We start from the raw sequence: 14509 nt of genomic DNA on the forward strand, positions 1-14509 counted from the left end.
GATACATAAGCCTTTAACATAGTGGGCTTATAATAACACACATGACCCCCTTTTTTTATATATCCTTTGAGCCTGCACACCGTGTGCAGGCTATTTTTTTTTGAGCTGAGAATGTGTATGTTTTGGGCAGAGCTTACCCCTTTATTCAATTTTTGCTAGAATAGAGAGATGGGTTTATATATTCTACAGCGAATTGTTTTCATAGTTGGGTTACATTGGACGGTAAATTTAGCTCCAGCGATTGGGTTCAGGCGAATCCAATCCTATGACAGTGAGTATGAGGAACTCATCGCCAGAGTGATCCGTCATATTCCAGATGAACACATACTCGCTGAAACGGCCCCACCTTTTTTATATAAGTACGGGGCAGCCGTTTCTGCTTGATCGATGGAATTTGAAAGTTATATAGAATGCCTCGTTAGAGAAATGACACCTACAATGCTAAAGCAACAGAGTTCTCATGCGAATGGCTAGAGACAGATTTAAGGGGGAATTAGTTTTGAGTAAGGTTGGAAGAAATGATTTATGCCCATGCGGTAGTGGGAAAAAATATAAGAAATGTTGTCTCAACAAGGAGTCCTCTGCAGTAGAATCCATACTGGGGATAATATCAACGGAGCAACCGGTTCGGGAAGCTTCTATTCAGCCTGAGAGCAAACTGACCTTGACCAAGCTGAAAAAGATGGTGGCAAGCGATTTGAAATGGGAGCATCCGGCTCACGAACAGCTGGCCCTGCAGACTATTGAGAACATGAGGAAACAATACGAGCCAGAGGTGATTTTGGAAGCTCTGGTGTTATGGAACGGCTACTCCCGTCAGACCCGTCCTACTGTGAAGAAGACAGGCTCGTTCTCTGCTGCAATTGAGTATTTGCTGTCCGAGGAATACGGCTTCAATGTCTCAAAGGCTGAGCTGGCTGATAAATATGAGGTAACGACAGGCACGATCTCCCGGAAGGTTAAGGAGATGAGTAGTTACATCGAAGAATACGGCATGGGCGGGGAAACGGACGAGCTATTGATGCTGAACGGTCCAGGCACATCGAAAGACAAAGCACAGGCTCTGCTGTCTAAGGCAAGGGAAGCGAGCTCTTCCAAACGGAGAGTACATATGGCGGAAACAGCGCTGGAGATGTATCCTGACAGTTCTGATGCGTATCTCATTCTAGCTGAGGAATCGGACGATGAGCAAGATGCACGATCTTACCTCAAGGAAGGAATCGCTGCTGGCAAACGTGAACTGGGCGAACTGTTCTTTGAGGAGAACAAAGGGGACTTCTGGGGGCTTCATGAGACTCGTCCCTATATCCGGATATGCAAAAGTTATGCCGAATCCTGCTGGTTTGGCGGAGATACGAAAGAAGCAGCACAAGTCCTGGAGCATATTCTAGAGCTTAATACGGAAGACAATACCGGAGCACGTTACTTGCTCGCTGCTGTGTATTTGTACAGTAACCAATTGGATCAGGCAGAGCAATTGCTGGAGGAGTATGGAAGAGGTGACGCCGCAGCGGCCTTTGCCTATGACAAGATTATTCTGGAGTATAAGAAAAACGGAATCACCTCCCAGCTCAAAATGCTGTACCGTGTGGCGCGGGGTGTGAACAAACATGTGCCTGATTACCTGTTGGGTTTGAAGCGGTTGCCGCATAACCTCCCTGATTTTGTCGGGATGGGCGACTCCGACGAAGCGATTGAATATGTCATTATGCATTCCCGTTTATGGGCGAGCGCGCCGGATCTGTTGAAGTGGATGCTGCAACAATAGAGGAATAAGAAGCGAATAGAAGTTGGAATTCATATGATGAATCCAGCTTCTACTAGCCATATTTTCTGTGGACTCCTCATACCATGCTGCGTGTGAGTAAAATTTTTTAGAGCTATCTTTTCGTGTTAACCCTTGACTTTAGCACTGCGGTTCATTACAATCAGAAAATAATAAGTTGACTACAGTCAATACAAGTCGATTTTTGAACTATATTACTGATTTGATGACGGGACCAAGTACTCCGTACCCACATGACCAGAGAGGAATCCCAAGGCTGTAAGGATTCTCTTGATGAGCGGACGAATGACTTCCCCGAGAACAGACGGCGAACATAACAGACATGATCTGTTGACCAGTAGCCGGCCTGCGCAGGACGTGCGTTACACGTAGAGCGGAATATCTGCTTGATTACAGTGCCCTAGGCAATGTTGAATCACCAGAGATCACCTGAACGGCTAAAGTGTCAGGTTTCCGGAATGTGGGTGGTACCACGGGTGAATGTATATTACACAATCTCTCGTCCCTTTGTTTGCTATACATAGCAGACAGGGCGAGGGATTTTTTTGTTATATAAGTTGATTCTAACATTTATACCATAACGGAGATTGTAGAACCAATCTGTAGAAGCGAAGCGTTCGCCTTTATCCCCGGATTTTCACATTGAAAAAAATTAATTCAAAGAATCTGGGGATAACAGCGATCAAAAGATGGTACTACAGTCGGAGAGTCCAGGTGTAACATTTCTGGATTAACTTTTACAGAAAAAAATCAATGCTGGAGGGATCAAGATGGCTTTTCAAAAACCGACTGGAACGCAGGACTTACTGCCTGGAGTTGTCGAGAAATGGCAGTACGTAGAAGAAAAAGCACGAGATCTGTGTCGACGTTTTAATTACCGTGAGATTCGTACACCGATCTTCGAACAGACTTCTTTATTTGTACGCGGTGTAGGAGAGACTACCGATATCGTTGAGAAAGAAATGTATACCTTTGATGACAAAGGCAATCGCAGCATGACTCTTCGTCCAGAGGGAACAGCCGGTGTTGTCCGTGCGTATGTAGAGAATAAAATCTACGGCGAACCGGATGTGAGCAAGTTGTATTACATCGGTCCGATGTTCCGGTATGAGCGTCCGCAGGCAGGCCGTCAGCGTCAGTTCCACCAGTTTGGTGTAGAAGCCATCGGTGCACTGGACCCGGCGATTGATGCCGAAGTCATCGCACTGGGCTACCAGTTGTGTGTTGAGCTCGGCTTGAAGGATGTTAAAGTGGAGATCAACTCCGTTGGTAACTCGACTAGCCGTGCAGAATACCGCGAGACATTACTTGGGTTCCTCAGACCGATGAAAGACAGCCTGTGCAAGGACTGTCAGTCCCGCATGGAGCGTAATCCGCTGCGTGTACTCGACTGTAAAGTCGATCAGGACAAATTCGTAGGGGCACCGTCCATATTGGATAGCCTGGATGAAGAGTCTTTGAATCACTTTGCCAAGCTACAGGCATACCTGGATGATTTCGGAGTAGATTATGCTGTGAACAATCGTCTGGTACGGGGCTTGGATTATTACACGCTGACTGCGTTTGAATTAAAAGCCCAAGGGATTGGAGCAATTGATACGGTTGGCGGCGGTGGCCGGTACAATGGTCTCGTTGGAGATATCGGCGGACCTGATCAGCCGGGCATCGGCTTCGGTATTGGTCTGGAGCGTATTCAACTGATTCTGGAGCACCAGAACATTGAGGTGACTACGCTCGCTCCACTGGATGTGTACTTTGTTGCTCTGGGAGAGGCCGCTGATCGTGAAGTGAACCGACTGTTGTTCAAACTTCGCCAGTCTGGACTGTCTGGTGAACGTGATTATCTGGGTCGCAAGATGAAAGCACAGATGAAGTCAGCTGACCGTTTCAAATCCCGCTATACCGCCATCCTTGGTGATGACGAGCTAGAGCGTGGTGAGATCGCCCTCAAGTCGATGGATACGGGTGAGCAACAAACCGTGAAGCTTGATGATCTGGTAACAGCAATTCGCGAAGGTAAATAAGCACGAAGTATTACATTAAGTCTTAAACATTCAAGTTAAACAATTGATCCGGCAAAATTACTGAGGTTCACCGACGATTCCAATTAAGCGGAAGTTGGCGGGCCAGAGGTAACATGCCTTTTTGAATACATGGTCTACACGTAACCGGACTGTTGAAGAGCAGGTAATAATTGCCCATACAGAACGGAAATTCACATAATGAGGAGTTTGGTTATGAAAAGAAGTCATCATTGCGGCGCATTAACACCCGCACACATCGGTGAAACAGTAACATTGAACGGTTGGGTTCAAACCCGCCGTGACTTGGGGGGCGTACTTTTCATCGATCTGCGTGATCGTAGCGGAATTGTACAAGTTGTCTTTAACCCGGCTTATTCCGGTGAAGCTTTGCAAATCGCAGATCGCGTACGTAGCGAGTATGTTATCGCTGTAACGGGTAAAGTTGTTAAACGTGATGCAGAAACAGTTAACAAAAACCTGCCTACTGGCGAAATTGAAGTTCAAATCACAGAAATCGAAGTGCTGAACGCAGCCAAAACACCTCCATTCTTCATTGAAGATGGTGTTGAAGTTGATGAATCCCTTCGTTTGAAATATCGTTACCTGGACCTGCGTCGTCCGGAAATGTTCGAAACATTGAAACTGCGTTCCAAAGCATCCAAAGTGTTCCGTGACTACCTGGATGGAGAAGAGTTCGTTGAAGTGGAAACACCAATCCTGACCAAGAGTTCCCCGGAAGGTGCGCGTGATTATCTCGTACCGAGCCGTGTGCATGAAGGTGAATTCTTCGCCTTGCCACAATCCCCACAAATCTACAAACAATTGCTGATGGTGGGTGGCGTTGAGCGTTATTATCAGATCGCTCGTTGTTTCCGGGATGAGGATCTGCGTGCAGACCGTCAACCAGAATTCACTCAAGTCGACATCGAGACTTCTTTCCTGCAACAGGATGACCTGCTGCCAATGATGGAAGAACTGATGGCCAAATTGCTGCGTGAAACGAAAGGTATTGAGCTGGAACTGCCTTTCCAACGGATTACGTATGCAGATGCAATGGGTAAATATGGTTCAGACAAACCAGATCTGCGCTTCGGTATGGAACTGGTTGAAATGAACGATATTGTAGCCAACAGTGGTGTGAAAGTGTTTGCTTCCGTCATCGAAAAAGGTGGAGAAGTGAAAGTGCTGAACGCTAAAGGCTGTGGCACATGGAGCCGTAAAGAGATCGATGATCTCGGACCATTTGCTGCACGTTACGGTGCGAAAGGTCTGGCTTGGATTCAAGTAAAAGACGGCGAGTTCAAAGGGCCAATCGTGAAGTTCTTCACGCCTGAAGAAATCGAAGCTGTCAAAGAACGCACAGGTGCTGAGGATGGCGACTTGTTGCTCTTCTCTGCTGACACGAAAAAAGTGGTTGCTGACGTGCTGGGTGCATTGCGTCTGAAAATCGGCCGTCAACTCGGACTGATCGATGACAGCAAATTCAAATTCGCTTGGGTTGTGGACTTCCCACTCCTCGGATATGATGAAGATGCAAAACGTTATGTGGCAGAACACCATCCGTTCACACGTCCAAAAGACGAAGATGTACATCTGTTCGACACAGATCCGGGTGCTATTCGTGCCCAAGCCTATGACCTTGTTCTCAATGGTTATGAAGTAGGTGGCGGTTCGATGCGTATCTATAAACGTGACGTTCAGGAGAAAATGTTTGCTGCCCTTGGACTCTCTACAGAAGTAGCGAATGAGAAATTCGGCTACCTGCTGGAAGCATTTGAATATGGAACACCACCACATGGCGGAATTGCTTTTGGTCTTGACCGTTTGGTGATGTTGCTGGCGGGTCGCACAAATCTGCGTGAAACGATTGCCTTCCCGAAAACGGCAAGTGCAACGGATCTGCTGATGAATGCACCTTCCGAAGTGGATGACTCGCAATTGGAACAACTTCATATCCGTGTAGCCCGTAAACCGGTAGCGGAAAAGAAATAAAGGAGGCATCGATTCTCAATGCTCCATCAATTTTCAAGAACAGAACTTGCGATCGGACCTGAAGGTCTGGACGCATTGAAAAATAGTACAGTCGCTGTGCTCGGTATTGGCGGCGTAGGTGGTATTGCTGTAGAAGCTCTTGCCCGTAGTGGTGTGGGACGCATCATCCTGATTGACAAAGACGTCGTGGATATCACCAACATCAACCGCCAGATTCATGCGCTGACCACGACAGTGGGACAGAAAAAAGCGGACCTGATGGTGGAACGGGTGAAACTGATCAATCCGGAATGTGATGCCATTGCATTAAATATGTTTTACACGGAAGAAACGTATGAGGAACTGTTCAAATATGAACTGGATTATGTGCTGGATGCATCCGACACGATTATCTACAAAATCCATCTCATTAAAGAGTGCCTGAAACGTAAAATTCCGATGATTTCCAGCATGGGTGCGGCGAATAAAATGGATCCAACGAAATTCCAGGTTGCGGATATTTCGAAAACGACCATGGACCCGATTGCCCGTGTTGTGCGGACTACACTTCGTAAAGATGGCATTAAAAAAGGTGTGAAAGTGGTTTTCTCGACTGAAAAGCCGATGAAACCGCGTGAGGACGTAACACAGAAAATCGTTCCCGAGAATGCTCCAGAAATTCGTAAGGCCAAACAGCCACCTGCGAGTAATTCATTTGTGCCTCCGGTAGCCGGACTGATTATGGTCAGTGTTGCGATTAAGGATTTGTTAGAAATTGCAGAGAACAAGCAGCAGTAACTTGCTGCCAACGGAAGAAGCGTGGATGCCGATAAGGCATCCACGCTTTTTTGTGTAGGTTATACTTCGCAATACGGAGCGGATGGGACGTCAATCGTCTATGATAGCCGAACTGTATTCCTAGATAAATGTCAGAGTTACGTCATGTACTTCAAAGTCAAAACCGTGTATGATATTCACTGCTGCGCGAAATGATGATACATACATAAACGAATTTGTGGCATATAGGTTCGACTTAACTTTTTACACAAGAACGGAGAGGACAGAAAAAAGCTGGAGAAGCGAAGCGTTCGCCTAAAAGCTTTCGGAAAGAAAGCTACATCGGAAGCATACGCTATCACCGGATTTTCCCACTGGAGAAGGAAATGCTAAAAAAATCTTGGGGATAACAGCGATCGGAAGATTATTCTGTCATCGGAGTGGCAAGTGTAAACATTTTTTAGTTGAATTTATATAGAGAGGGGAATAGAACGAAATGAAACACGGATGGATGGCCAGACGTCTTGGCATGGAGCCAGGAGACCAGTGGAAAAAGGAAGTTGTGGCGGGAGCCATTTCCTATTTTGCCGTGGTCTATATCGTTATGGTCAATGCTACAATTCTTTCCGATGCCGGGATGCCTTTGCAGGCAGCTATGGTTGGAACCCTGCTGACGTCCATTGCAGGCTGTTTGCTCATGGCATTTGGCGGAAAATCACCGATTATCGTGGTACCCGGAATGGGGATTAATGCATTTTTCACGTATACACTTGTACATTCCATGAAATTAAGCTGGCAAGAAGCGCTGGCCGTTGTAACCGTTACAGGTATACTGTTTGCCATTGTTGCGTTTACGTCACTATACAAAATGATCAGCGAAGCGATCCCGAAAAATCTGCAGCATGGCATTACGGTCGGGATTGGTTTGTTTCTGACATTTATCGGTTTGCAAAAAAGTGGAATCGTTATCGCGCACCAGACCACATTTGTCGCGATTGGGCATTTCAATGATCCGAATGTCATTACAGCCTGCGTTACGCTGGTGATTGCCTTGATTTTATTTATACGTAACGTACAGGGTGGACTTCTCATCAGTATTCTGGTCGGGACAGGCCTTGCCTATGTACTTGGAGCAGTGAACCCGGGTGAATCCGTATCAGCGATGGATGCGCTGCGTCAATACGGTGGATTGTTTGGCGAATTGTCTCTAATGAAGCTGGCTGATGTCGCGTTCTGGATCGCGGTATTTTTGCTACTGCTAATTGTGGTGTTCGAAAATATCGGATTAATTACCGCTCAGACACAGATGATTGGTCGTCCAGAGCGGTTCAAAGGAAGTCTGCGCGCACTATCCATTAGTACCGTATTGGCAGGCGTATTCGGAAGTAGTCCTCCAGTTGCTGCAGCCGAGACTACAGCCGGAATTGCGGCAGGCGGTCGCACAGGTTTGACTCCACTCGTTACAGCCGTGTTATTCGGGGCTACTTTTTTCTTCATCCCGTTGCTCGGTTACATTCCGGACAGTGCAATTGCACCCATCTTGATCATTATTGGTGGCCTGATGGTGCAAGGTGTGAAAGATATGGATTTTGGTGACTTTACAGAGGCATTCCCAGCATTTCTGATCATGGTCATGATTCCATTTACATATAGCATCGTGGACGGTATGGCGTTTGGATTTATTGCCTATCCATTAGCGAAGCTGGCAGCAGGTCAAGGTAAACAGGTACCTGTGGTCATGTATGGCATTTCCATCCTCTTTTTAGCCAATTTTGTGTTACATGGTATCTTGTAAAGCTGTGTTAAACAACAAAAGGCAACGTCATGTAAATTCGTACGTATGATCTCTGGTGAGCAGATGGAGAACGGGAGGAACGGAAATGGAAGAGCAGCAACAAACAGGGCAGAATGAACCGAAGGTAGGAAAAAAGGGATTTAAGGATTTCGTCAAGCTTATCGCTTCCACGAATCCGCCAAAATTGATTTTGATTCTTGCCCTCATCTTAACCCTGATTCAAACAACAGCCGGACTGATCGTGCCATTGATGACCAAAGGTCTGATTGATGGACTTACCACTTCGGCATTGAACAAATCTGTGATTTTGTTATTGCTTGGGGCATTTGTGATTCAGGCGATTGCCTCAGGTATTAGCATTTATATGTTAAATTACGCAGGACAACGCGTGGTCGCAACGCTACGCACTAAGCTGTGGAACAAGGTCTTGTCGCTGAGAATGCCGTATTTCGACCGAAATCGGACAGGCGATACGATGAGCCGGATTACCAATGATACAAGCCAGATCATGACGTTGATAGCAGATTATCTGGTGTCTTTTGTATCCAACATCGTTGCTGTTGTGGGTGGCGTGGCATTACTATTTTACTTGGATTGGGTGATGTCGCTCATTATTCTGAGTCTGGTGCCACTTACGCTGTTGATTCTGTTGCCGGTCGGGAAGAAAATGTACAAGATCTCCAAGAAGCAGCAGGACGAGATGGCAGGTCTTACGTCCGTGCTCAGTCAGGTTATTGGCGAGATTCGCTTGGTCAAAGCCTACGGCACGGAGAAACAGGAAGTGGAAGCAGGGGATTCCCGGATTCGTAAAATGTTCGCTTTTGGTTTGCAGGAAGCACGTATCCTCGCTCTCATCGGTCCCTTGTTTACATTTGTCATGACTGCCGTGTTGGTCGTTATTCTGGGTGTGGGGGGAATGCGCGTAGCGTCTGGCATGCTGTCACCGGGTGAACTGGTCGCGTTCATATTGCTGTTGTTCCAGGTCATTATGCCAATGGGACAATTCACGACGTTATACTCCCGTTTACAGAAAGTTGTAGGTGCAACAGAGCGCATACAAGCGATCCTTGCCGATGAGGAAGAGCCACATCACAGCACCAAGGTAGCTCCAAAAGGAAATGAGACGATTGCATTCCATGATGTACACTTTTCCTATGTCACAGGTGAGGAAGTGCTGCACGGAATCAATCTGACGGTACCTACACAAAAAGTGACAGCGATTGTCGGCCCAAGCGGTAGTGGCAAATCAACACTGTTCTCCTTGATGGAGCAGTTTTATATGCCCGATTCAGGCCACATTTCGTATGGGGGACAAGCCATAACGGAGTATTCCTTATCCTCCTGGCGTAGCAAGATTGGGTATGTATCTCAGGAAAGTCCACTTATGGCGGGTACGATTAAAGACAACATCACGTACGGATTAGGTCGTGAGGCCACGATGGATGAGATCCGGCGAGCTGCTGAGATGGCCTATTCTGCCGATTTTATCGACAAGCTGCCACAGGGTTATGACACGGAAGTGGGCGAGAGAGGAATTAAGCTATCCGGGGGCCAACGTCAGCGGATTGCTATTGCTCGTGCCTTACTGCGCAGTCCGGATATTCTCATGTTGGATGAAGCAACATCCAGTCTGGACAGCACCTCGGAGTATGAAGTACAACAGGCTTTGTCCAACCTGATGGAAGGCAGAACCACGATCGTGATCGCGCACCGATTGTCCACAGTGGTGGATTCCGATCAGATTGTTGTATTGGAGCATGGGCATGTTACCGGAACAGGAACTCATACGGAATTAATTAGCAATCATCCGGTATACCGTGAATTAGCTCAAAAACAGTTTGTGGCACAGGAAGGAAATGCAGCTACAGTACAAAACGAAGAGTAATTCTCATTATTGCAGGATCTCCATTGAAATACTCATGAGGTATTTCAACGGAGATTTTTTTCTTTTCTTAAATTCCTCATATTTACAATAAGACCAACATACTCTATATTATAGATACCGACCGTTGGTATGTATAAGGAGGAACTTATGGCCAGAAATAAATATCCTGAGCAGACACTGGACCTGATTCTGACAGTCTCAACTCAAATGTTCACCGAAAAGGGATATGAAAAGACCAGTATTCAAGACATTATAGATGAATTAGGTATGTCCAAAGGTGCAATATATCATCATTTCAAATCCAAGGAGGATATCCTTAGTGCAGTGATGGAGAAGGAGCTTGGGCGGGCAGAAGACATGTTTATGGAACTCATCCAGAACACGCATGCTCCGAATGCCAGACAGAAGCTCACGAGTATTTTGGAAAATATTATTGTTGATCCTGGAATCCAGTCTAACTCAATTGATCAGGTTCTAAGCACTCAGATCAAGAATCCGCAGTTTGTACTTGGTGGAATCAGGAAGGGTGTTCTAAAAGACGCAAGAATTATTGCCAATATTATGGAGCAAGGCAAGGAAGATGGGTCCATTTCAGTCGAATATCCGCTGGAGTGTGCTGAAATCTTCATGCTGCTTGTCAACATCTGGATCAACCCTCTTCTATTTGGCAGAGATCAGGAGCAGACATTGGAAAGGCTTAAGTTTTTGCAACACATGATGAAGCTTTTGGGGGCAGATATCGTTAGCGAACAGCTCATTCAGCGAATTACGAATCGGCATGCCAGCACAGGAGGCTATGCGGAGGCGGAATAAACATACACCTGATTGTTTGAAATGGAGAGGGAAAAGATGTTGAAAAGTAGTGAGCTTGCCATATGCAAGAGCATAGACATTGATCAACCCATTCATGATATACAGTTAAATTGGTTGTCAGGAGATATCAGAGTTCTTCCGAGTGTGGATGAACTGATACACGTCATGCAATATGTGGATGCGTGGTTTTCCAAGCGAAGGCTGATGCAAGTTAACATACGAGGGGATTCCTTAAGCATTGTGGACGGGAGACAAAGGAGAGGCCACGTTGGAATAAATATTGGTAGAACAACATTGGAGATTCATGTACCAGCTCGGGTTTTTAACAGTATTTCGCTGATCTCCACAGGAGGACACCTCCGGTTGAATCGGCTTCTGGCCACTCGCTGTCAATGTAAGATCACCTCAGGTCGTGTAGACCTATCAGGGAGGATGGAGGAGCTTGAACTGTGCGCAGTGGCATCCGTAGTGAAAGTAAAACACCTTAGTGCAGATAAGCTTAATCTTCAATCCAGTTCAGCCAAGATCGACATTTCGGGGGAGTTTCGCCACTTGCAAATTATCACAACAGGCAGAAAATTAAATATGGACTGTCTCAAGATGCCAGAGAGATTGCGTTTTGTATTCACAGGGGCAAAGGCAGTGGTTTCCATTCCAGATAACGAAGGTTTCCGAATTTTACTTAAAAGAAGATCAGGAGCGTTAAAAAGTGAATTTGAATTGACTCCTCTTCATGGGGACAGCAATAATCTAATACACAAAAGTGGAAAAGGTGAATTCCAAGTGGATATTCGAGGAGGAGCTTTTCATTTAAAACACAGGAAATAAGAGACTAATCGTGTGTACTGAAAACAATGGGGGCAGATATCATGGCTGGTTGGATCGTAGGAATTAGTTTTTCCACCATCGTATTGCTAATCGGGATTTACGGCGTATTGAACAGCAGGCGCAGGCAGGCCAGAAACAAGTGGGCCTGGTGGTTTATTTTGTTTGGTTGTTGTGCGCTTGTCAGTGCCATCATTAATTATCAATTCAGATGAGCCTCATATATTACAAAAGTAAGCTTACAAAACGGATGTGGCTTTCAATTGCCCTATGTGATATAGTAAGTATCCTTTTGTATTTCCAGATCTAGGCGATACAGAGCAAAACATATTCTTAGGAGGTAACTGAAACATGTCAGACAGCTTTCAAAGTGCCTATCAAGAAGAAGAGTACAGGTTAGAGCGAACGATGGAGGAAGTGGATAGTCAGCTGGAACGACTGCAGAACATTCCGGTGTATACCGGCCACGACTTCACAGAACAAGTGCTGGAAGCTGGACGCGAAGAGCGCCGCACCGCCTTGTCCAAGAGCGCGCAGCAACCCTATTTCGGACGCTTGGATTTCGAAGAACAGGGCAGTGGTGCACGGAAACCGCTGTATATTGGCAAAATCGGCGTAGACCGCGAAGAGGTGGGAGAGCATCCGCTCGTCATCGACTGGCGTGCTCCTGTCGCCAGCCTGTTTTACTCATTTACCGGAGGGGAAGCCTCCGCTACGTATGAAGCCCCGGAAGGGCTTATTGAAGGTCTGGTGTACCTGAAACGGAACGTTGTCATTCGGCAGCGGATATTGGAACGTGTGGCGGATACATATAACCGTGACAGTGACCAGCCAGCGGTATCGGATGAATTCCTCGTTTATCGTCTGGGAGAGAACAAGGATAACAAACTCCGTGACATCGTATCTACGATTCAGGCGGAGCAGGATCTGATCATTCGTGCGGCGCGAAATACCGCATTAATCATTCAAGGTGTAGCCGGATCAGGGAAAACAACGGTTGCCCTGCATCGTCTTGCCTTTTTGCTATATCAGTACAAGGAGCAGGTATCTGCGGAGAAAATGGTTATTTTTGCACCCAACCACATGTTCCTGGATTACATCTCGGATGTACTCCCGGAACTCGGAGTAGGGGATATTCAGCAGCGGACATTCCCGGATTGGGCGATGAATCTGCTGGGGCTGGAAATGCCTTTGGCGAATACGTCGGATACATTGAACACCTGGTTCGAAACACCTGATGCACGGCCTGAATTGAATGATGATGTACCTGGACGTTACAAAGGATCGATCCGTTTCATGGAGCTTATTCGAGAGTGGCTGTCAGGCATGGAAGCGGATTCCGTACCGGATATGGACTTCAGTCCATGGGATGGTAAGGTGCTCAGCAAGACGGAGATCGAGAACTGGTTCGGTGAGGAGTACAAACATTATCCGCTGGCCAAACGCAAAGTACGGGTCATGGCGCGGGTTCACCGCTGGATTGAGATGGAACTTAAGAAACCGATGCCAGAAGCTGTGCGCAAAGAACGCAAGAAAAAAGCGTCTACTCGTGAGAAAGCCTATGCCAAAAAATGGCCTCAATACGAGCCGCTTACGTTATACAAACAGCTGTTCAAAGCTGCAAAGGGTGGCTCTGTGCCATCCTCGCTCAGCGGACTTATTCCAAAACTGGTCATGAAACAAACGGCAGCAGATCTGAAGCAGGATATCGTCCGTGAAGAGGATCTGCCTGCATTGGTATACATTCATACATTGGTCCATGATATTGAGGGTTCGGAGCGGTTTGACCATATTGTGATTGATGAAGCGCAGGACTTTTCCCCTTTTCATGTGGCGTTATTGGATCAGTTCGTCAAAGGGCATTCCTTCACCATACTGGGTGACTTGTCCCAAGGCATTCATGAGTACCGTGGTGTTCATGCGTGGGAAGAGATGAGTTCTCTATTTCCTGAGGAACAGAATGCATACTTTGCATTGACCCGAAGTTATCGTTCAACGATGGAAATTATCGATTATGCCAACACGATTCTGGAACGTGGCGTCAAGAGCGGGATTACGGCGATACCTGTTTTCCGTAGTGGTGATCCAGTTCGGACGTTGGCTTATGGAGGAGAAGGGCGGACGGCGAGCCTTGAAGAGGCTCTGAAGATGTTAACGGTCAAAGACTACCGAACCGTCTCCATCCTGACCCGTACACTGCATGAAGCAGAGGAACTTCACCGTGACCTACAGGCCGCAGGCTGGGATCTGAACCTGATCGATGGTGGCAAAAAGCAGTACACTGGTGGGCACTCCGTTTTGCCTGTCTATCTGTCCAAAGGGTTGGAGTTTGATGCGGTTATTGTGGCAGACGTAGACCAGAAGCATTATTTGCCGAATGCAGGTGATGCGAAGCTGTTGTACGTTGGTTGTACAAGGGCCTTGCACGAATTGTGGTTGTTCCACGAGGATGATTTGCCAGAATACGCGGCTGCAACACATAATCCCGACGGCGAGCCTGTAACCATTCAGGGTTGGCCTGAGCTTGGGTGAGTAAAGTTTGCTATACAAGAAAAGGCATGACGTTCATGGGAAAGTGTCCCATAAGCGCATGCCTTTTCTGCTGTTGTGCAAGAATTGCTTAAGCTTCCGAG

At 46.7% G+C, this 14509-nt stretch carries 10 protein-coding genes; all 10 read left to right on the top strand.

The window, feature by feature from the left end:
- Positions 1–499: 499 nt before the first annotated feature.
- The 10 genes from IFU39_RS13965 to IFU39_RS14010 all read left to right on the top strand — a co-directional run bounded on the left by IFU39_RS13965 (position 500) and on the right by IFU39_RS14010 (position 14408).
- Positions 500–1768, top strand: a complete 1269-nt coding sequence (locus IFU39_RS13965) for an SEC-C metal-binding domain-containing protein (RefSeq protein ID WP_192133251.1) — start codon at positions 500–502, stop codon at positions 1766–1768.
- Positions 1769–2556: 788 nt separating this feature from the next.
- Positions 2557–3810, top strand: coding sequence for a histidine--tRNA ligase (gene hisS, locus IFU39_RS13970; RefSeq protein WP_192133253.1), 1254 nt, complete (start codon positions 2557–2559; stop codon positions 3808–3810).
- Between the two features lie 213 nt (positions 3811–4023).
- Positions 4024–5802, top strand: coding sequence for an aspartate--tRNA ligase (gene aspS, locus IFU39_RS13975; RefSeq protein ID WP_036616911.1), 1779 nt, complete (start codon positions 4024–4026; stop codon positions 5800–5802).
- 18 nt (positions 5803–5820) lie between these two features.
- The gene (locus tag IFU39_RS13980) at positions 5821–6579 is read left to right on the top strand and encodes a tRNA threonylcarbamoyladenosine dehydratase (RefSeq protein WP_091020457.1); all 759 of its coding nucleotides are present in this window, start codon (positions 5821–5823) and stop codon (positions 6577–6579) included.
- 475 nt (positions 6580–7054) lie between these two features.
- Positions 7055–8353, top strand: coding sequence for an NCS2 family permease (locus IFU39_RS13985; protein ID WP_105601824.1), 1299 nt, complete (start codon positions 7055–7057; stop codon positions 8351–8353).
- Between the two features lie 85 nt (positions 8354–8438).
- Positions 8439–10238: an ABC transporter ATP-binding protein gene (locus IFU39_RS13990; RefSeq protein ID WP_192133255.1), complete on the top strand. Its 1800-nt coding sequence runs from the start codon at positions 8439–8441 to the stop codon at positions 10236–10238.
- A 147-nt stretch (positions 10239–10385) separates the two neighbouring features.
- On the top strand, positions 10386–11051 hold the full coding sequence (locus IFU39_RS13995; protein ID WP_192133257.1) for a TetR/AcrR family transcriptional regulator: 666 nt from the start codon (positions 10386–10388) through the stop codon (positions 11049–11051).
- Positions 11052–11087: 36 nt separating this feature from the next.
- Positions 11088–11879 (top strand): DUF4097 family beta strand repeat-containing protein, encoded by a 792-nt coding sequence (locus IFU39_RS14000; RefSeq protein ID WP_244660998.1) that lies wholly within the window; start codon positions 11088–11090, stop codon positions 11877–11879.
- Positions 11880–11920: 41 nt separating this feature from the next.
- Positions 11921–12091 (top strand): hypothetical protein, encoded by a 171-nt coding sequence (locus tag IFU39_RS14005; protein WP_179198679.1) that lies wholly within the window; start codon positions 11921–11923, stop codon positions 12089–12091.
- A gap of 136 nt (positions 12092–12227) precedes the next feature.
- Positions 12228–14408 carry a HelD family protein gene (locus tag IFU39_RS14010; protein ID WP_192133261.1) on the top strand — a complete coding sequence of 727 codons (2181 nt, stop codon included), beginning with the start codon at positions 12228–12230 and terminating at the stop codon, positions 14406–14408.
- The last annotated feature ends 101 nt before the right edge of the window (positions 14409–14509 follow it).

This window comes from Paenibacillus sp. CFBP 13594, assembly GCF_014842675.1.
GTDB classification, from domain to species: domain Bacteria; phylum Bacillota; class Bacilli; order Paenibacillales; family Paenibacillaceae; genus Paenibacillus; species Paenibacillus amylolyticus_B.

Coding starts and splice junctions, on each gene's coding strand:
- hisS (WP_192133253.1), top strand. CDS start 2,557: ATGGCTTTTCAAAAACCGACTGGAACGCAGGACTTACTGCCTGGAGTT.
- IFU39_RS13985 (WP_105601824.1), top strand. CDS start 7,055: ATGAAACACGGATGGATGGCCAGACGTCTTGGCATGGAGCCAGGAGAC.
- IFU39_RS14005 (WP_179198679.1), top strand. CDS start 11,921: ATGGCTGGTTGGATCGTAGGAATTAGTTTTTCCACCATCGTATTGCTA.
- IFU39_RS13980 (WP_091020457.1), top strand. CDS start 5,821: ATGCTCCATCAATTTTCAAGAACAGAACTTGCGATCGGACCTGAAGGT.
- IFU39_RS13990 (WP_192133255.1), top strand. CDS start 8,439: ATGGAAGAGCAGCAACAAACAGGGCAGAATGAACCGAAGGTAGGAAAA.
- aspS (WP_036616911.1), top strand. CDS start 4,024: ATGAAAAGAAGTCATCATTGCGGCGCATTAACACCCGCACACATCGGT.
- IFU39_RS14000 (WP_244660998.1), top strand. CDS start 11,088: ATGTTGAAAAGTAGTGAGCTTGCCATATGCAAGAGCATAGACATTGAT.
- IFU39_RS14010 (WP_192133261.1), top strand. CDS start 12,228: ATGTCAGACAGCTTTCAAAGTGCCTATCAAGAAGAAGAGTACAGGTTA.
- IFU39_RS13995 (WP_192133257.1), top strand. CDS start 10,386: ATGGCCAGAAATAAATATCCTGAGCAGACACTGGACCTGATTCTGACA.